At 67.5% G+C, this 19,318-nt stretch carries 14 protein-coding genes; 11 read left to right on the top strand and 3 right to left on the bottom strand.

The genetic code is table 11. The annotated features are described in order from the left end of the window. Positions 1–72: 72 nt before the first annotated feature. From A5759_RS05715 to A5759_RS05675, 9 genes are all read left to right on the top strand, one after another. The gene (locus tag A5759_RS05715) at positions 73–1,443 is read left to right on the top strand and encodes an NAD(P)/FAD-dependent oxidoreductase (protein ID WP_068195208.1); all 1,371 of its coding nucleotides are present in this window, start codon (positions 73–75) and stop codon (positions 1,441–1,443) included. After that, complete coding sequence (locus A5759_RS05710) at positions 1,433–2,098, top strand: TetR/AcrR family transcriptional regulator (protein ID WP_068194965.1); 666 nt, start codon at positions 1,433–1,435, stop codon at positions 2,096–2,098. Before A5759_RS05715 ends, A5759_RS05710 begins: the two co-directional genes overlap by 11 nt. Next, complete coding sequence (locus tag A5759_RS05705; protein ID WP_068194963.1) at positions 2,095–3,063, top strand: alpha/beta hydrolase; 969 nt, start codon at positions 2,095–2,097, stop codon at positions 3,061–3,063. The genes A5759_RS05710 and A5759_RS05705 overlap by 4 nt, the downstream gene beginning before the upstream one ends. 115 nt (positions 3,064–3,178) lie before the next feature. After that, a complete protein-coding gene (locus A5759_RS05700; protein ID WP_082961996.1) occupies positions 3,179–4,312 on the top strand; it encodes an AI-2E family transporter in 1,134 nt (377 codons plus the stop codon). A 235-nt stretch (positions 4,313–4,547) separates the two neighbouring features. Further along, positions 4,548–5,852, top strand: a complete 1,305-nt coding sequence (locus A5759_RS05695; RefSeq protein WP_068194961.1) for a cation:proton antiporter — start codon at positions 4,548–4,550, stop codon at positions 5,850–5,852. A 5-nt stretch (positions 5,853–5,857) separates the two neighbouring features. Then, complete coding sequence (locus tag A5759_RS05690; protein WP_068194958.1) at positions 5,858–7,612, top strand: NAD(P)/FAD-dependent oxidoreductase; 1,755 nt, start codon at positions 5,858–5,860, stop codon at positions 7,610–7,612. Then, positions 7,609–13,131 (top strand): type I polyketide synthase, encoded by a 5,523-nt coding sequence (locus tag A5759_RS05685; protein ID WP_068194955.1) that lies wholly within the window; start codon positions 7,609–7,611, stop codon positions 13,129–13,131. The genes A5759_RS05690 and A5759_RS05685 overlap by 4 nt, the downstream gene beginning before the upstream one ends. Continuing rightward, a complete protein-coding gene (locus A5759_RS05680; RefSeq protein WP_094294841.1) occupies positions 13,128–13,976 on the top strand; it encodes an ABC transporter ATP-binding protein in 849 nt (282 codons plus the stop codon). Before A5759_RS05685 ends, A5759_RS05680 begins: the two co-directional genes overlap by 4 nt. Next, a complete protein-coding gene (locus tag A5759_RS05675; RefSeq protein ID WP_068194952.1) occupies positions 13,973–14,830 on the top strand; it encodes an ABC transporter permease in 858 nt (285 codons plus the stop codon). Before A5759_RS05680 ends, A5759_RS05675 begins: the two co-directional genes overlap by 4 nt. 10 nt (positions 14,831–14,840) lie before the next feature. On the opposite strand, the gene surE is transcribed toward A5759_RS05675, so the two are convergent. Continuing rightward, a complete protein-coding gene (gene surE / locus A5759_RS05670) occupies positions 14,841–15,614 on the bottom strand; it encodes a 5'/3'-nucleotidase SurE (protein ID WP_068194949.1) in 774 nt (257 codons plus the stop codon). 28 nt (positions 15,615–15,642) lie between these two features. Then, on the bottom strand, positions 15,643–16,614 hold the full coding sequence (locus A5759_RS05665) for a 1-phosphofructokinase family hexose kinase (protein WP_068194946.1): 972 nt from the start codon (positions 16,612–16,614) through the stop codon (positions 15,643–15,645). A 98-nt stretch (positions 16,615–16,712) separates the two neighbouring features. Between A5759_RS05665 and A5759_RS05660 the strand changes: the two genes are divergently transcribed. Beyond that, complete coding sequence (locus A5759_RS05660) at positions 16,713–17,339, top strand: TenA family protein (protein WP_068195202.1); 627 nt, start codon at positions 16,713–16,715, stop codon at positions 17,337–17,339. Here A5759_RS05660 and A5759_RS05655 read toward each other — a convergent pair. Beyond that, positions 17,330–18,589, bottom strand: coding sequence for an MFS transporter (locus A5759_RS05655; RefSeq protein WP_068194943.1), 1,260 nt, complete (start codon positions 18,587–18,589; stop codon positions 17,330–17,332). The genes A5759_RS05660 and A5759_RS05655 overlap by 10 nt on opposite strands. Positions 18,590–18,636: 47 nt before the next feature. Between A5759_RS05655 and A5759_RS05650 the strand changes: the two genes are divergently transcribed. Then, positions 18,637–19,311, top strand: coding sequence for a FadR/GntR family transcriptional regulator (locus A5759_RS05650; protein WP_068194940.1), 675 nt, complete (start codon positions 18,637–18,639; stop codon positions 19,309–19,311). Positions 19,312–19,318 lie beyond the last annotated feature (7 nt).

Genomic DNA, 19,318 nt, shown 5'->3' with positions numbered 1-19,318 from the left:
ACCCATTCTTTGACAGCTGTCAGAAAATCGGTAGTGTTGCCAGTGACGGAATTCACGACAACGGTAGGCAACATGGCTTCATCACCCACGACGGCGATCATCGGCGCAGGCATCAGCGGTTTGACCACGGGTAAAAACCTCGCAGACGCCGGCATCGAGTACGACTGCTTCGAGTCCTCCGACCGGATCGGCGGGAACTGGGCGTTCCGCAATCCGAACGGCCACTCCAGCGCGTACCGGTCGCTGCACATCGACACCTCACGTGAATGCCTGTCGTTCCGCGACTTTCCGATGCGCGACGACCTCCCCGACTTCCCGCATCACTCCCAGATCAAGGAGTACCTGGACGACTACGCCGAAACCTTCGGCCTGTTGGACCGCATTCAGTTTCAGAACGAGGTCAAGCACGCGCGGCGTTTGCCCCACGGCGGTTGGGAACTCGACACCGCGGACGGGCACACGCGACGGTACGACGCGCTGGTGGTCGCGAACGGGCATCACTGGGATCCGCGCACACCCGACTTTCCCGGCGAGTTCACCGGCGAGAGCATCCACGCCCACCACTACATCGACCCCACCGAACCGCTCGATCTGCGCGGCAAGCGCATCGTCGTCGTCGGCATCGGCAACTCGGCAGCCGACCTGGTCTCCGAGCTCTCCCAGAAGTCTTGGCGCAACACGGTTTATCTCTCCACCCGCTCGGGTGCGTGGATCGTGCCCAAGTACATCTTCGGGAAGACCGCCGACAAGGTCGCGCGCTCGTTGCCGGTGATCCCGTTGTCGTGGCAGCGGCGAGCGATGCAGCCGTTCGCGCGGTTCATGTTCGGCGATCCCGAGAATTACGGCCTGCCCAAACCCAACCACCGGTTCCTCGAGGCGCATCCCACCCAATCCGCCGAACTGCTCATGCGGCTGGGCTCCGGTGACGCGACCGCGAAACCGAATATCGAACGCCTGGACGGACGTTCGGTGGTGTTCGTTGACGGCTCGACCGTGGAAGCCGACGTGATCATCTACGCGACGGGATACAACATCACGTTCCCGTTCTTCGACCGCAGTTTCATCGAGGCTCCCGACAACCGGCTCCCGCTGTACAAGCGGATCCTCAAACCGGGGATCGACGACCTGCTCTTCCTCGGCTTCGCGCAGGCGGTGCCCACGCTGTTCCCCTTCGTGGAGTGCCAGGCCCGGTTGGCCGCCGCGTATCTCGCCGGTACGTACCGGCCGCCGTCCGAAGCCGAGATGTGGCGCGTCATCGCCGCCGACGAACGCAAGTACGTCGGTCACTTCGCCGACAAACCGCGACACACCCAGCAGGTGGACTACTGGGATTACGAACGCGACATGCGCAAGCGTGAGCTGCCGGCAGGTAGGCGCCGCGTCGAGAAGTTCGGTCCGGTCCAGCTGGTCGGCCGGGCACGCGAGGCAGCCGGTGCCGCCTGAGTCGACGCAGACGTCCCGCCGCAACGCGCGCCGGCCGCAACCGCGCGGGGACGAAAGCCGACTGCGGCTGCTCGAGGCTTTTGAGAAGCAACTGCAGACCCAGTCGCTCGCCGAGATCAGCGTCGCCGAGGTGGCGCGGGCAGCGGGTCTGAAGCGGCCTGCGTTCTACTTCTACTTCGCCGGTAAGCACGAAGTCGTCACCGAACTGCTCACCGACATCTTCCAGGACGACGTCTTCACCATCGGCGGTTTCCTGGCCGGCGGCGGCGACCCGCGCGCGTCGGTGGCCGACGCGATGACGCGGACGTTCGAGTCGTGGCACGCCCACCGGACCCTGTTCCGGGCGATGCTCGACGCCCGCGACTCCGACCCTGAAGCACGGGCGATCTGGGACCAGTGGCTACAGCGGTACGAGGAGTTCGTCTGCGAGTTCATCACCACCCAGCCCACCATCGACGTCGGAGATCCCGGACCGCTTGCGCACGCGTTGATCTCGATGAACGAGCGGGTCCTCGACCGTCACGTGCGCTCCGATGACGGGCCGGAGGCCGCCGGTCCGCTTCTCGCGGCGGTCATTCACGTATGGCACACGGCGCTGTTCGGAGGGACGGCGTCGTTGAAGGGGTCAGCGTCGTTGAAGGGAACGGCGCAATGACAGGCACGCGGATTCAGATTCCAGTCGGCGGCGACATCATCGCGGCGCGGCGCTTCGCCGCGACGACGGACGCGTTGACAGGCCCGGCGGGGCGGCCCTGCGTCGTCATGGCGCACGGTCTCGGCGCCACCCAGGATTGCGGGCTGTTCGCGTTCGCCGAAGCGCTGGCCGGTGCCGGCGCCGAAGTCGTCACGTTCGACTACCGGCATTTCGCCGAATCCTCGGGACAGCCAAGACAATTGATCTCGCTGTCTGGGCAGGTCGCCGACTATCACGCGGTAATCGACTACGCCCGGCGGTTCGAGAATGTGGACCCGGCGCGGATCGTGGCCTGGGGTGTGTCGCTGTCGGGTGGGCATGTCATCAAGGTTGCGGCCGAGGACCCGCACCTCGCGGGAATCATCTCGCTGACGCCGGCCACCGACGGGCTACCCGTGGTGGCTCATATGCTGCGCACACTCGGGCCGCGCTACGTCCTGCGCGTGATGGCCCAGGGCATAAGGGATGTGACGGCGAAGGGGCGTGGCCGCTCGCCGGTGCTCATCCCGGTGGTGGGTGCACCGGGGGAGGTGGCCGGTCTGAGCGCCGACGGGGCCCACGAAGGCATGCGTCGCATCGCGGGACCCACCTGGCGCAATGAATTCGCTGCCCGATTGGTGTTGGTCATGGGTGCTCATCGACCGATCGCGAGCGCCGCTCGAGTCACCTGCCCGGCCCTCGTGCAGATCGGTGATCAGGACCGTACCGCCCCGCCTGCAGCGGCCACCGCGGCTGCGACACGGATGCGCGCGACGGTTCATCACTACCCCTGCGACCATTTCGACGTGTATCCCGGTGAGGGTTGGCATGAGCGGGTCGTCAACGATCAGATCGCCTTCCTCCGGCGCATCCTCGCACCGGCCGGGTCCACCGCGTCGCGCAGCGCGGGTGCCGACGGAGTGGAACTCGACAACCCCGGGCGATAGTTCCTCAACCTGCCAGATCAGCGAGACCCGGCGTGGAAGCGGTGCGGTTTTCGATGCAACGGGCCGGGGTAGACGACCTCGGTCCTGTCGAGTTGGGGTGGACGCTGAGAAGGGGATGCTCGTGAGCGAACACAGCCCCGGCGCAGCACCCCGGCGGGATCGTGGAGCCCTGATCGGCAGCGGCGCGTTATGGATGGCGAAGTGGTCGTTGGTCATCGTGGCGATCGCTGCGGGCGCGGTGGTGCTCGGTTGGCTCGTGGCCCAGCTGTGGGTGATCTTCCTGCCGGTCCTGCTCGCCGTCATCCTGTGCACGGTGCTGTGGCCGCCGGCGCGCGTGCTGATGGACCGCGCCGGTCTGCCGCCTGCCGCCGCGGCGCTGACGACGCTGCTGCTGTTTCTGGCCATCGCGTCGGGTCTCATCGCGCTGATCATCCCGCCACTGCTGAACCAGATGCCTGCGCTGATCGACCAGGCGACCGAGGGCATCACTCGGCTGCAGGACTGGACCGCGGGACCCCCGCTCAACCTCCGACAAGAGCAGTTGGAGCGCTTCGCCGACTCACTGGTCAACGCGATGCGGGAAAGGTCTTCGGCGATCGCGACCGGTGTCGTCAGCGGGGTCAGCACGGTCGGCAGCGTCCTGGTGACACTGGTGCTGACCGTCGTGCTGTCGTTCTTCGTCCTCAAGGACGGCCGCAAGTTCTCACCCTGGCTTGTCGGACTGACCGGGCGGCGCGCAGGCCGGCATCTGGAAACGGTGCTCGGCCGGATGTGGGACAACCTCGGCGGCTTCATCCGTGCGCAGACGGGAGTGGCTCTGATCGACGCGGTATTCATCGGCGCCGGCCTGGTGGTACTCGGTGTCCCGCTTGCGCCTGCGCTGGCGGTGCTGACGTTCATCGGTGCGTTCGTTCCGTTCATCGGCGCCTTCGTCGCCGGTGCGCTCGCGGTGCTGATCGCCTTGGTGGCCAACGGGTTCGTCAATGCGCTGCTGGTGCTCGCCGTCATCATCGCCGTACAGCAGATCGAGGGAAATGTGCTGCAGCCGTTGCTGCAGAGTCGCGTGATGAAACTACACGCGGCGGTGGTGCTGCTCGCGGTGACCGCGGGCGGCGCGCTGTACGGGATCGTCGGCGCCTTCCTTGCTGTACCGACGGTCGCGATGCTCACGGTGCTCGTTCGCTACATCAACGAGCAAATTGATGAGCGGGCCGAGGGCGAGTCGAACGGTGCCGAGTCGGGCGCCTGACACCGCAGGTCGGGCGACCGATCAGCGCGCGTCACCAATCGGAAAGAATTCCCACGGTTAGCGGCCGCTCAATCTGTCAATACCACCGCATCGAAGATGCATCGTCTCCGGCGAGACGGGCAGTCGGAAACGATGAGGTGAGTCATAGACGGACTGGTGGAGCCCGCCCGCGCAGCGCTGCGCTCCGAACCCCACAGGACCTCTACGGTCTGCACTGCAGAACGTAGGACCTGACATGCCCGCGGCAACGGCAGTTCACTTCTTTCTCGCGCTGGCGGTCATCCTCGCGGCGTGCCGCCTCGCCGGCCTGTTGGCGCAACGCGTGGGCCAGCCACCGGTCGTCGGCGAGATGATCGCCGGTGTCGTCCTGGGTCCCTCCCTGCTGGGCAGAATCGCGCCCGGTGTGCAGGAAGACCTGTTTCCGACAGGCACGTCCAACGTCGTGCTCTACACCGCCGCGCAGATCGGCCTCGTGCTCTACATGTTCGTCGTGGGGCTGAACTTCGACGTCGAGCACGTCAAACAGCGCGCCCGCACCGCCGTCGCAGTCTCCACGGCAGGGACCCTGGCTCCGCTGGTGTTGGGCGCGGTCATCGCGGTGCCGCTGCTGTCCTCGGGTGGATTCTTCGGTGAAGACGTCAGTCCCGCCATGGCGATGATGTTCATGGGCGCGGCCATCGCGATCACCGCGTTCCCCATGCTCGCCCGGATCATCTTCGAAAAGCGGCTCACCGGAACATCTCTCGGCACTCTGGCGCTCGCGTGCGGCGCCACCGCCGACGCGATCTCCTGGTGCATCCTGGCGGTCGTCGTCGCCGTGCACCGCGGAACCCCGGCGACGGCCATCACGGCCATCGTGGGCGGACTGCTCTACACCGCGGTGGTGCTGACGCTCGGGCGACGGGCGGCGCGGGTGCTCGGCGCGAAATCCGAAGAGCAGCGGACGATTCCAGGATGGGTGCTGAGCACCGTCCTGATCGTCCTGATGAGCGGTGCCTGGCTCACCGACACCATCGGAATCCACGCGATCTTCGGCGCCTTCATCATCGGTGTCGCCATGCCGTCGGGACTGTTCGCCCGACGCCTCACCGAGACCATCGAGCCACTCACCACGAGGCTGCTGCTGCCGCTCTTCTTCGTCTACTCCGGTCTCAACACCGAGATCGGCTTGGTGAACACGCCGGGACTCTGGGCGCTGACGCTCGGCGTGCTCATCGTGGCGATCGCGGGGAAGGGCGTCGCGTGCGCCGCCGCGGCCAGGCTGAGCAAGGTGCCGTTGCGCGAATCAATCGCGCTCGGTTCGTTGATGAACGCACGCGGGTTGATCGAGCTCATCCTTCTCAACATCGGTCTGGAGGCCGGCATCATCACCCCGACGCTGTTCACCATCCTGGTGCTGGTCGCCATCGTCACGACGTTGATGGCCGCCCCGATCTTCGAATTCGTCTACGGCCGACACCGGCCTCCGGTGGACACCACGCTGCCGGAAGCAGACCTCGCCGATGCGACGTCCGCCGTTCCGGCGACAGAGGGAAGGTAACGCACGTGCGATCGAAGCTGTCTGAACTCGACCCCGAGGCTCGTGCCGCCCTCGCCCGCAAGATCCGGAACCAGCTGTCCTCCAACGGGTCCGCGTCAACAGACCACGATGTGGCCATCATCGGAGGGGGAGCGGCGGCCCTGACGCTGGCGTTGGAGCTTCGCTCCGCACGGCCCCGCACCCGGATCGTGATCATCGAGCCGAACGCGCGTCCGGTCGCCGAGATCACCCACACGGTGGGCGAATCGACGGTCGAGGTGTCCGCGCACTACCTCCGCGAACGCCTCGGCCTGGCCGACCACTTGAGCACCGCGCAGATCCGCAAGATGGGCTTGCGAATGTTCTTCTCACACGACGGCAACACCGACATCGCAAGCCGCGTCGAAGTCGGTAGCTCCGCGTTCGTGCCGCAGGTGACCTATCAGATCGACCGGGGCAGGCTCGAGAACGAACTCGCCAGCCGATGCCAAGCCGCCGGGATACGCATCGCTCGCGGCCGCGTCAGAACCGTGGACTTCGGCGTCGACGCGCACACCGTGACATACCAGGGCGACGACGAGACCACCCGCACGACGGCACGCTGGTTGGTCGACGCGTCCGGCCGCAACCGGGCGCTGTCGCGCCAGCTGAACCTGAAGCGGGCCACCGAACACCACTGCAACGCCGCATGGTTCCGCGTCAAGGCCGAACTCGACATCGGACAATGGACCGATGACGCGGACTGGCACGCGCGACTGGTCGAAGGTGACCGCGCGCTGTCCACCAATCATCTGATGGGCGAGGGCTATTGGGTCTGGCTCATCCGGCTGGCCTCCGGCGCCACCAGCGTCGGAATCGTCGCCGATCCCGAGTTCCACGCGTTCGACGAGTTCAACACGCTGGACAAGGCCAAGGCGTGGATCCGGCGACACGAACCGCAGTGCGCCGACGAAGTCGCCCGACACGAAGACCTGATCATGGACTTCCGCGTCATGAAGCACTACAGCCACGCCGCCACGAAGGTCTTCGACGGCGCCGCGCGATGGTGCCTTACCGGCGACGCGGGTGTCTTTCTTGACCCGCTGTACTCCTCGGGGCTGGACCTGGTGGCGATCGGCAACGGCCTCATCACCGACATGATCACACGCGAACTCGACGGTGAAGACGTGGTGGCCCGTGCGGGGATCAGCGACTCCCTGTTCCGGTCGCTGGCCGACATGTGGCTCGCGGTGTACGAGAAGCAGTACCCGCTCATGGGCACACCGACGGTGATGGCGGCCAAGGTCGTCTGGGACATCGCCTTCTACTGGGGCTTCATCGGATTGCTCTACCGCAACGGCCGCTTCGTCAGCGTCGCCGACGATCCCGCGGTCGTCCCGCACCTGGAAGGCCTGATCGCACTGAGCAACCGGGTGCAGCGGTTCTTCCGCGAGTGGGCCGCCGTGGAAGGCCGCGAATCGCCGGTACGGTTCGTCGATCTGTACGTGCCGCTGAACTTCATGGAGACGCTGCACGTGGCGATGATGGAACCGACGACCGACTTCACCGACGTTTTCGAGGCCAACGGCCGGTTGTTGCGTCAGCTCGCGGGTCAGCTGGCCGAGACCGTGCTCGCCGACAAGTCCGCGCTGTTCGACGACGACGCCGCCGTCACGCAGGTGCAGGCGTGGCAGCGCGACCCCTTGTTGAGGGAGCTTCGCTCCGTGTATCGCCGTGAACAACAGGACAATCCGGTCAGCTCCGGCTGGATCCACACCGCTATCCGTGAGTTGCAGGTATGAAAACGCACGACATCTTGGACCGGCCGGCGCCCTTGGCGATCGTCGGGATCGGATGCCGCCTACCGGGCGGCGTCACCACCGCCGAGGACTACTGGCGACTGCTGACCGACGGCGTCGACGCCACCCGCGAGGTCCCCGAATCACGCTGGAACGCAGGCCGATTCCACGACGCCAACCCCAAGAAGGTCGGCAAGATGGTCACCCGCCGTGGCGGATTCCTCGACGACATCGACCAGTTCGATCCGCAGTTCTTCGGCATCTCGCCGCGGGAGGCGCATTCGATCGACCCGCAGCAGCGCCTGATGCTGCAGACCACCTGGGAGGCACTGGAGGACGGGGGCATCCGGCCCGACCACCTCGCCGGAACCGATGTCGGGGTGTTCATTGGCGGCTTCACGCTGGACTACCAATTGCTGCAGAACCAGGGCCGCGGCAGCCGCTACCAGTTCAAGACGCATTCCGCCGCCGGGATGATGATGACGATGCTGGCGAACCGGATCTCATTCGCCTTCGACTTCCGCGGACCGAGCATGACGATCGACACGGCGTGTTCGAGCTCGCTCGTCGCGGTGCACCTTGCGGCGCAGAGCATCTGGAACGGTGAGAGCGACCTCGCGCTGGCCGGCGGCGTCAACATCATGATCGGACCCAACACCGCGATCGCGGAGTCCAAGAGCGGGTTCCTCAGCCCCGACGGGCGCTGCAAGGCCTTCGACGAGTCGGCCGACGGCTATGCGCGCGGCGAGGGCGGGGCCGTCGTCGTCATCAAACCGCTCGAGCAGGCGTTGCGCGACGGCGACGAGATCTACGCCCAGATCCTCGGGACCGCGGTGTCTCAGGACGGCCGCACCGACGGCATCACCGTGCCCCGCGCGCAGGCTCAGGCCGCGGCGATCACCTCGGCGCTGCGTCGGGCCGGTGTCCGGGCGACCGATGTCGGCTACGTCGAAGCGCACGGCACCGGGACACCCGTCGGCGACCCGGTCGAGATGCGCGCGCTGGCCGCGACGCTCACGTCGGAGCGCACAGATCCGCTGCTGATCGGATCGGTCAAGACCAACATCGGTCACCTCGAAGCGGGCGCGGGGGTCGCCGGACTGATCAAGACGGCGTTGGTGCTCAAGCACGGCTATATCCCCGCGCACCTACATCTCCAAAACCCCACCAGCCAAGTCTCTCTCACCGAGCTCAAGCTCGACGTGCCGCGCGCGGGCCGCCCCTTCCCCGCCGGGCGACGAGTCGCCGGGGTCAACTCGTTCGGTTTCGGCGGCACCAACGCCCACGCCGTGCTCGCCGAACCACCGACTCCGACCGACACGCCCGCATCGAGCATCGCCGAGCACCTCCCCGTCACGCTGCTGCCGATCTCGGCGCGCAGCGAGGAGGCCCTGGTAGCGACGGCGCGCCAGTTGGCCGACCACCTGGATGCCGAGCCGAACATCGACATCTCTGACCTGAGATTCACCCTGTCCCAACGGCGCTCGCACCTCAGCCACCGCCACACCCTGGTCAGCGACGACGTCTTGGATGCACGTGAGCAACTGCGCGCCCTCGCCGACGGCGGCCAGGTCGCCTCGGCGCGCACCTCGTCGACTGCGCCCAAGCTGGTGTTCGTCTGCACCGGGATGGGCCCGCAATGGTGGAGGATGTGCCGCGGACTGCTCGACGTCCTGCCCGCGTTCACCGAGAGCATCGCGCGAAGTGATCGCGAGCTGGCGCGTCACACCGACTGGTCCCTGATCGAGGAACTCCGCCGCGACGAAGCGGATTCCCGCATGGGTGAGACCGAGTTCGCCCAGCCGGCCAATTTCGCGATCCAAATTGCCCTGGCCGCACAACTCGAACAGTTCGGCATCCGACCCGATGCCGTGATCGGCCATAGCGCAGGCGAAGTCGCCGCCCACCAGCTCGCCGGGCTCCTCACCTTCGAGCAGGCGACCGAGGTCATCTACCACCGCAGCAGGCTCCAACAACGGACGAGCGGACAGGGCCGCATGCTGGCCGTCGGCCTGGACACCGACTCGCTGATGGCCGCGCTCGACGACGGGATGCGCGACGAATTCGGTCGGCGGGTTTCGGTGGCCGCGGTCAACAGCCCGTCCGCTGTGACCATCGCCGGGGACGGTGAGGTCCTCGACGACATCGCCCGCCGGTTGGACGAGGCCGAGGTCTTCACCCGGTACCTGACCGGCAAAGTGCCCTATCACACCCATTACATGGATGCGATCAAGAACGATCTGCAGGACGCCCTCCACGGGATGTCGTCACAGCCTGCGACGCTCCCGCTCTACTCGACGGTCACCGGCGGCCTGTTGAAGGAGTACCACTCCGGTGCCGCCTACTGGTGGCAGAACACCCGCGCCACAGTTCTTTTCGAGCCGGCGATTCGCCGCATGCTCGATGACGGCTACACGCACTTCGTCGAACTGGGACCGCATCCGGTGCTGGCCTCGTCGATCTTCGAGATCGCCGGCGCGCAGAAGACCCTCGTTCAGGCCACCCAGCGACGTAACGACGACGACGTGCGTACGTTCATGACCGGCCTCGGCGCGCTTCACGACCACGGCCACGACATCGACTGGGAGGCGATGTATCCGCGCGGTGAAGCGCGCCTGCTCAAGCTGCCCCGCTACCCCTGGCAGACCCGGCGCTACTGGAACGAGACCCAGGAGGCCACCGAATCGCTGCACTATCACCCGGTGCACCCGCTGCTGGGCCAGCCGATCAGTGCCGTGCATCCCACGTGGGAAATCGAATTGAGCACCGCGCTCGTGCCGTTCCTCGACGACCACCGGGTCCAAGGCAGCGTCGTCGTACCCGGCGCGGTCTACATCGAGCTGTCGCTGGCCGCGGCGAAGGAGACCTACGGCGTGAACCTCGCCGTCGACAACTTGGTGCTGCACCGCGCGCTCATCCTCGACGACACCTGCGACCCCCTCCTGCGGACCACCCTCAACCAGGACACCGGCGCCCTGGAGTTCGCCGCTCACACCGCGACCCCCGACGGTGAGCTCAAGTGGACGATCACCGCCACGGCCGAACTCACCACGCTGCCGAAATCGGCGGGTGGCCCGCCTCCGATGACCGAGGCGGCGCCCGCCAACGCTCTCAGCGGCGACGAGTTCTACGCCCTCACCGAAGCCATCGGACTCGACTACGGGGCGGCGTTCCGGGCCGTCACCGGCCTCACCGCAGGCGACGGCTGGGTGGTCGCCGAGATGGAGATTCCGGCGCCGATCGCAGCCGAGCTCGACGACTACCGGTTCCACCCGACGCTGATCGACGGTGCCTTCCAAACGCTGTTCGGCGCACCGCTTCCCGGCGGGAGTGCCGCCGAAAGCCCATACCTTCCCACCCGGATCCGGCGCAGCGCCGTGTACGGCACGCCAAAGGGGGACATGACCGTACGACTGGCCGTCAGGTCCGCGACCGCCGAGGAGATCGAAAGCGACATCACGATCTGCGACCATCGCGGTGAGCGGCTCGCCGTCTTCGAGGGCTTCACGGTGCGATCGCTGAGCGCTTCGACCCGCATGTCGCCGGAACGAATCGACAAGGGGCTCTACGAACTCCAGTGGGTTCCCGCGACGGACCCGAGCGGTGAGGACGGTGCGGAGCCGGCCGGCCACGGGTCATGGCTGGTGTTTGTCGACGAAACCGGGTTCGGCTCGGCGCTCGCCGATCGACTGCGCCACGGCGGCCATCGCGTGTGCACCGTCGCACACCGCCCTGTCGACACCGTCACCGCGGTCGACGGCGGATACGCCATCGACGAACGGCGCCCCGAGCACGTCGGCCAGCTGTTCGACCAACACCTTACCGAACACAGCGAACTCACCGGCGTCATCGACTGCTGGTCAATGGATCTCGTCGTCGAGCCGCATGCGTCCGACGGGAACAGCACCAACCACCTCGGCGTCCTCACGCTGCTGCGCATCGCCAAGGCGCTGGCCGCACATGACAGCGTGAGGCCGCGCATGTACGTCGTCACCGCGAACGCTCAGCCGGCGCTGGGCACCGAACCGCTGGCCGTCGACCAGTCCACGGTCTGGGGACTCGGCAGGGTCGTCGGTCATCAGGAGTTCGTCGAGCGTTGGGGCGGTCTGATCGATATCGACGACACCGACGACGTCGGTGACACCGCTGCGCGGGTCTATCGGCACATCCTCGATTCCACGTCCGAGGATCAGGTGGCTTTCCGCGGCGAGGTGACGCTGGTCCCGCGGTTGCGACACACCGCGAACCTCACAAAACCGTTTCCCACCAAGCTTTCTCCCACCGCCACCTACGTCGTCACCGGCGGCACCGGCGCGCTCGGCCGCACGGTCGCCACCTATCTGGCCGAGCACGGTGCGCGACACATCGCGCTGCTGAGCAGAAGCGGGCTGCCGCCGCGCGACCGGTGGCCGAACATCACTCGCGACGACCCGCAGTTCACCGCCGTTGACACCGTCCGGGCCGTCGAACGCCTCGGGGCACAGGTCAGTGCGGCGAGCGTCGACATCACCGACGCCGATGCGGTGGCGGCCTGGCTGGCCGATCACGACCGCACCGGAGACCGGCCCGTCCGCGGAGTCATCCACGCCGCGGGCGCAGTCCACGACCAACTACTCGTCAACGTCAGCGAAGACGATTTCCTCAAAGTGCTGGGTCCCAAGGTCACCGGTACGCGGGCGCTGCACACCGCGTTCGCCGCCGAAGAACTCGACTTCTTCGTGATGTTCGGCTCCGCGGGGTCGGTCATCGCCTCACCCGGGCAGGGAAACTACGCCGCCGCCAACGCGTTCCTCGACGCGTTCGCTCATCAGAGGCAGGCACAGGGCCTGCCGGCCGTCACCGTGGGCTGGGGACCCTGGTCGGTGGGGATGGTCGAGGACCTCAACCTCGAAAACGTCTACGCCATGCGCGGAATCGAATTGATCACCCCGGCGGCGGGCGCGTTGATCCTCGACCGCCTGATCAACCAGACCGCTCCGAACGTCATCGCCATCAGCGCCGACTGGAACCGTGCCCGCCAGCTTCTCGGCGGACACCTTCCCAAGATGTTCGCCGACCTCGACGCCGCCATCGCCTCGCCGACGGAGGCCGGAGCGGACGGGTCGTTGCTCGACGTGCTGTCGAAGACCCCGGAAGGAGAGCGTCTCAACGTGATCACCGATCAGATCGAGCGCCTCGTAGCTGCGGTATTCGACTGTGCAGTCACCGATTTCGCGAATAACGACATGCTCGACGACATCGGGCTGGACTCGATGATGGCGATGGACTTCAGGGTCAGGATCAACACCACGTTCCCGATCGACCTTCCGGTGCTGGAGATTCTCAAGGGCGTCAGCGTCGACTCGCTGGCCGCCCGGGTGCTCGACGAACTGCGCACGATCCACGGGGAGGCACCCGCCGCGGAAGCCGCGCCCCCGACCGAGCCGGCCATGAATGACGACGTCGATCAGTTGATCGATGAGATGTCAGAAGCCGATCTGCGCGAACTCCTCGCCGAACTCGAAGGCGGCGCTGCGCCGTGACCGAGGCGGCTTCGACGGCGGTGCACGTGCGGGGACTCGACAAGGCCTACGGACCGACCCAGGCCGTTGCAAACCTCGACCTCGACGTCGCCTCCGGCGAGGTCTTCGCCATCCTCGGTCCCAACGGCGCAGGCAAGTCCACCACGATAGAGATCCTGGAGGGCAACAGAACTCGCGACGCCGGGCTTGTGCAAGTACTGGGTGAGGACCCCGGGACGGCGGGACGAAGCTGGCGGGCCAGGATCGGCATCGTGCTGCAGGAGGTCAGCGACGCCGGGATGCTGTCGGTGCACGAGACCGTGCAGATGTTCGCGAGCTGTTACGGCACCGCTCGAGAACCCGCCGACGTGCTCGAGCTCGTCGGCCTGGACGCCGTCGCGGACTCCCGGGTGCGGGCGCTGTCCGGCGGTCAACGCCGCCGCCTCGACGTCGCGCTCGGCATCATCGGCAAGCCCGAACTGCTGTTCCTGGACGAACCCACAACGGGTTTCGACCCCGAAGCGCGGCGGCAGTTCTGGCAGCTGATCAAGTTGCTGGCCGCCGACGGCACCACGATCGTGCTGACCACCCACTACCTCGAAGAGGCCGCCGCTCTGGCCGACCGTGTCGCGGTGATCGCGGACGGCAGGGTGGTGGCCGTCGACTCGCCGACGCGATTGACCGAGCACGTCAGCTCGGCGGCCACGGTGCGATGGATGGAGGGCGGTCAAATCCGGGTGGAGACAACGGATTTCCCGACTGAGTTCGTCCGTCGACACAGCAGGGATGGTGCGGAACTGGCGCAGCTGACGATCAGTAGGCCGACACTCGAAGACGCGTACCTCCACCTGATCGGCCAGCCATGACCGATATCGAACACGTCATCGTCCCATCGCCGCCGCGACACCGCGCCACCGCACGAGCTGCGCTCCCGTCGCCGCTGCGCATCGGGTTGTCGCGGGTCGTCCCCGAACTGAAGATGTTCTACCGGCGGCCCGAACAGGTGGTGCTGACGTTCTCCATGCCCGCGGTGATCTGCCTGCTGCTGGGTTCGATCTTCTCCGCGGAACTGCCCGGGAGTCAGACCAGCACCGGTGCGGTGATCGCGGCGAGCATGCTCGCCTACGGCATCCTGTCGACGTCGTTTGTCAACCTCGGCACCAGCATCGCCGCCGACCGCGACACCGGCGCGTTGCGGCGGCTTCGGGGTACGCCGACAACGGCGTCGTCGTACTTCGTCGGCAAGATCGTGCTCGTCGCGGTGGTCAGCCTCGCCGAGGCCGTCCTGCTGCTGGGGGTGGGGGTGCTGGTCTTCGGACTGCGCCTGCCGACCGACGCCTACGGGTGGTTCACCCTCGCTTGGGTGTCGGTCCTGGGCATCGTCAGCTGTTCACTGCTGGGCATCTTCATCAGCAACCTGGCGAGCAACGCCGTGTCCGCCGCTGTCATCACCAACGGCCCATCGGTTGCGCTGCAGTTCGTTTCGGGCACGTACGTGCCGCTGATGATCCTGCCGGCGTGGATGCTGGTGATCGGCTCCCTCTTCCCGGTCAAGTGGATGGCCCAAGGTTTCCGGTCGGTGCTGCTGCCCGCCGAGATGGTCGCGTTCGAACCGGCAGGCAGCTGGGAGCACTGGCGCATCTTCGTCGTGTTGGCGGCGTGGAGCATCGCCGGGCTGATCGGCTGCCTTGCGTTGTTCCGGTGGTCGGACCGGACCTGATGCCGCCGGCCTAGGGTCCGTCGGCCAACCACTTGCGCACGAGTTCACCGTCGTGTGCCTCGACCGATCGCAGCTCGGTCAGCGTCGGATGACCGGCGTCCAGCAGCGCGCTGTCGGTGTCCTCCTCCGGATCATCTGGTACCTCCACCTCGCTCAGGCGCACACCGCCGTCGCGGACCTCTTCGACGCGCGTCTGCACCGCCCCGCCCCGGGCCAGCCGCGCGTGGCGGAGCGGACCGACCTCGTCGGCGGGCCGGTCGGGGACGTTCAGTGACAGGACGGTGCCGTCGGGTGCGTCGAGCAACAGTTCCAGCACCGGCGCCAGCAGACCTGCGGCGGTCTCCCAGTACCGCTCGCCCGTGGGATGCAGCGCGACGTCCAGCGACACCGCCAGGGCGCGGGTGTCGCTGATCTTCGCGGTGAGCGCCGCACCGATCGTGCCGGAGTGCAGGATGGCCCGGCCGACGTTGGCGCCGTGGTTGATTCCGGACAGCACGAGGTCCGGTCGCGGGTCGAACCAGCCGTTGAGTGCGGCGGCGACGATGTGTCCGGGCTGGGCCTGCACCGCCCACGCCTCGACATCGTCGAGGGCGGGTATTTCTCGGGGCTCTACCACGGTTCGGCCGTCGCGGCGCACGGCGCTCAGCGCGGCGCTCGCCCCGCTGGCCTGCTCGGCGGGGGCGGCGACGATCACCTCCAGCCCGGCCTCGAGCGCCGCATTCGCCAGCGCATGCAGGCCGGGCGAGTCGATCCCGTCGTCGTTGGTCACCAGTGCGCGCGGCACGCGTCAACCTCCTCCAGTGCGATGCCCGCTACTTCAACGGGCGCAACTCCACCCGTTCGGCGAGCGTCTCCACGGCGCGCGCACCGCCGGTGCCCAGCCCGTGCCGCACGACGTTGAGGGCACCGCACGCCGCCCCGATCTGCAGAGCCTCCCGCAGCGGCCGGCCACTGGTCAGCGCGGCGACGATGCCCGCGGTCATCGAGTCCCCGGCACCCGCCGAATCGGCCGGTTCCAACGTGGGCATCGTGATCTCCACGTCGTCGTCGTCGTCGTCCTCACCGAGCAGGGCCAAGGCAGGAGCGTCGCCGGAGCGGGACACGACGACGATGTTCGCACCTTCGTCACGCATCTTGTGCATGGCGGCGACCAGATCCTTCGCGTCCTCCGATTTCGCCCGGCCGTCGTCGAGCAGCTCTTCGTGGCTGACCTTGATGAGGTCCGGTCCGCCGGCGAGCACCGCTTCGAGCCGCTCGCCGGACAGGTCCGCCGCCACCTTGCAGCCGTTGGCGCCGAGATCGGTGGACAGGCGGCGGTACAGGTCGGCGGGCAGTACATCGTCTTCCTGCGGGCCCGACAGCAGGACCCGGCCGTGGGTCAAACCCTCGGTGAGGGTGAGCTCGTAGAGGGAGTCCAGTTCGTGGCGGTCGAGCGGGCTGCCTTCAGCCTCCGCGATCACCTCGCGGCCGCCGGATCGGCGGTCGTGCACGTACGCTCCGTTGCGCGCGCTGACCGGCACCGTCTGCACGGTGATGTTCGGTGCGGGCAGGAGGTGGCCGAGGACGTCGCCCGTTTCGCCGCCGAGCGCCGAGCACAAAACGACCGGCACGCCGAGCGAGGACATCATGCGTGACTGCCAGACACCCTGGCCTCCGGCGTGGACGTGGATGTCGGCCTCACCGGAGCGGTTCTCGACCGTCACGGTGAGCACGGGCAGCGGGGCGAAGATGACGACGGCGGAGCCGCCGTCGGATTTGTCACCGCGAGATTCCCTGTCTGTCATGGGTTGCGGAGTACCCATCCGCGCCGCGGACTACCCGACGGCCTCGCCAAGGCTGGTGCCGACCAATGCCGAGCGGGCCGCGACTAGAGTCCGTGGGCATGTCACTGGCAACGCAGTTGTGGACGGAGAACGCCGATGTGGTGGCCGAGGTGCTCGCCAACCCGTTCGTTCGGGGTATCGGAGACGGCTCGCTGGACCGCGATCTGTTCGCCGGCTACATCGCGCAGGACGCGTTCTTCCTCGAATCGTTCGCTCGTGCATACGGTCTGGCGCTTTCCAGGAGTGCGGATACCGCCACCCTGTTGACCTTCGCCGATCTGCTCGCAGGCGTGCGCGAAGAGCTCGGGTTGCACGCGTCCTATGCCGCGTCATGGGGGATCGACATGGCGGGCGTCGAACCCGCTGCGGCGACGCTGGCCTACACCGAGTTCCTGCTGGCCACCGCCGCCACCGCCGAGGTCGGCGTGGTGTGCGCGGCGATGACGCCGTGCATGCGGCTGTACGCGCACGTCGGGGTCACGCTCGACGCCGACACCGCGGGCCCGTATGCCCAGTGGGTGCAGACGTACGCCGATCCGGGTTTCGACGAGGTGGCCTCACTGTTGGAGCGGCTGCTCGATCAGCAGTCCGTCGATGTGTCCGCCGCCCGGGTTGCCTACCGGCGCGCGATGCGGCTGGAGTTGGCGTTCTTCGACGCAGCCTTCAAGCGCGGGGATCAGACGTAGCGCGGGCGACCGGCCAGCGTACCGAGCGCAATCTGCACCACGTAGACACCGAGGAACATCATCCACGGCACCGTCCACCCGTGCGTGAGGTCGTGCAGCAACCCGAACAGGAACGGGCCCACGCCCGCGATCAGATAGCCGAATCCCTGTGCCATACCGGACAATTGCGCGGTGTCCTCGGCGTTTCGGGCCCGCAGCGCGATGACGGCGAGCGCCAGGGCGAACACACCCATACCGACTCCGATCAGCACGCTCCACAGCAACGGCTGCGCGCCGGGGGCGAGCATCAGCCCGACCGTGCCGACCAGGCCCACGGCGCCCAGACCGACGATCCATGCGCTCTGTCCCCGGCTGCGCGCGGCCAGCGGCGCGATCACCAACGCGATGGGCACACCGACCAGCGATGTGACCCCGACGAGCAGACCGGCCTGGGTCTTGTCGACGCCGTTGTCGATGAAAACCTCTGGCAGCCAACCCATCACGATGTACGCCATCAGCGACTGGCAGCCGAAGAACAGCGTCACCGTCCACGCCAACCGGTTTCGCAGCAGTGAGCGTCCGCCCCCGGCGGGGGCGGTGTTCGCCGCCCACGTGCCTGCGTGTCGTCGCGACGTGGGCAGCCACGCCACGAGCGCGACGAAGGAGACCGCCGCCCACGCCGCCAGCGCGGCGCGCCACCCTCCCAGCGGATCCTCGAGCCCGGGAGTCACCGCCGACCCCAACGCACCACCGCCTTGCAGTGCAGCGGTGTAGATCCCGGTCATCAGCCCGACCCGCGCGGGGAACGACCCCTTGATCACCACGGGGATCAACACGTTGGCCAACGCGATCCCCGCGCAGGCGATCAAAGTCGCGGCGATCACGGTGTGGGGACCGCCGACGGTGCGGGCGAGCAGACCGACGGTGAGCGCAACCAACGCGGCGGAGATGGTGCGACCGAGCCCGATGCGCGCGGCGAGCCGGGGCGCGGTGAGCCCCGCGACCGCGAAACACAATGCGGGGACCGTGGTGAGGAGACCGGCCCACGTCGCTGAGACGCCGAGTTCTGCACGCATCTCCCCGAGCAGGGGCGCCACACTGGTCACGGCCGGGCGCAGGTTGAGCGCGGTCAAAATCACGGCAAGCGCGAGCAACGCACCGCCAGCGACCACCGAAATGGGGGCGCGGTCAGCCTCGGCGGAGTCCTCGACGCCCACGTTGAGCTGCGTCGGCGACAGGTCTGCTTCATCATCCCGCCGCCCGACACGCATCCTGCTAATCTGCCATACATCCCATGATTGGTTGAAAGGATGTCCCTGTGCCGTTGGTCACCGCACGCCGGTCGGGCCTCGTCGACCAGGTCATCGAGCAGTTGCGGGACTCGGTCGCGCGCGGCGAATGGCCGGTCGGGGAGCGCATACCCAATGAGACGGCCCTGGTCACGTCGCTGGGTGTTGGCCGCAACACCGTGCGCGAGGCCGTTCGGGCGCTGGCCCACGCCGGCATCCTCGAGGTGCGGCAGGGTGACGGCACCTATGTCCGGGCCACCAGTGAGGTGTCGGGTGCGCTGCGCCGGCTCTGCGGCGCCGAGTGGCGCGACGTGCTTGCGGTCCGGCGCGCGCTGGAGGTCGAGGGTGCCAGGGCAGCGGCGCGCCGCCGAACCGAGGACGATCTGGGCGAGCTGCGCGCATTGTTGGCGCGTCGAGACGCCTGTCTGGCCGACGGGGACACCGACGAATTCGCCCGCGCCGACGCCGAATTTCACCTCGCGGTGGTCCGCAGTTCGCACAACGCGACGCTGACGGAGCTGTATCGGGGATTGATGGAAGCCATCGCCGCCAGCGTCGCCAGCGGCCAGGACGCCGCTGTGGAGGTCGTCGATCATGGTGTGCTGCTTGACCACATCGCCGCCGGTGACGCCGACCGGGCCGCGAGGACCGCGGCGGAGATCATCGACGGGGTGCTCGCCGGCCTTCCTGCAACTGACTGCTGATCTCGGG

Origin of the sequence: Mycobacterium sp. 852014-52144_SCH5372336, assembly GCF_001665615.1 — a bacterium.
GTDB lineage: Bacteria > Actinomycetota > Actinomycetes > Mycobacteriales > Mycobacteriaceae > Mycobacterium > Mycobacterium neumannii_A.
The sequence above is the reverse complement of the archived record's forward strand: the minus strand, read 5'-3'. Positions and strand labels throughout refer to the sequence as shown.

What these genes read in the sequence shown, in the direction of transcription:
- A5759_RS05715 (WP_068195208.1), top strand. Translation starts at nt 73, where the DNA reads ATGGCTTCATCACCCACGACGGCGATCATCGGCGCAGGCATCAGCGGT.
- A5759_RS05705 (WP_068194963.1), top strand. Translation starts at nt 2,095, where the DNA reads ATGACAGGCACGCGGATTCAGATTCCAGTCGGCGGCGACATCATCGCG.
- A5759_RS05700 (WP_082961996.1), top strand. Translation starts at nt 3,179, where the DNA reads ATGCTCGTGAGCGAACACAGCCCCGGCGCAGCACCCCGGCGGGATCGT.
- A5759_RS05695 (WP_068194961.1), top strand. Translation starts at nt 4,548, where the DNA reads ATGCCCGCGGCAACGGCAGTTCACTTCTTTCTCGCGCTGGCGGTCATC.
- A5759_RS05685 (WP_068194955.1), top strand. Translation starts at nt 7,609, where the DNA reads ATGAAAACGCACGACATCTTGGACCGGCCGGCGCCCTTGGCGATCGTC.
- A5759_RS05675 (WP_068194952.1), top strand. Translation starts at nt 13,973, where the DNA reads ATGACCGATATCGAACACGTCATCGTCCCATCGCCGCCGCGACACCGC.
- A5759_RS05665 (WP_068194946.1), bottom strand. Translation starts at nt 16,614, where the DNA reads ATGACAGACAGGGAATCTCGCGGTGACAAATCCGACGGCGGCTCCGCC.
- A5759_RS05660 (WP_068195202.1), top strand. Translation starts at nt 16,713, where the DNA reads ATGTCACTGGCAACGCAGTTGTGGACGGAGAACGCCGATGTGGTGGCC.
- A5759_RS05655 (WP_068194943.1), bottom strand. Translation starts at nt 18,589, where the DNA reads ATGCGTGTCGGGCGGCGGGATGATGAAGCAGACCTGTCGCCGACGCAG.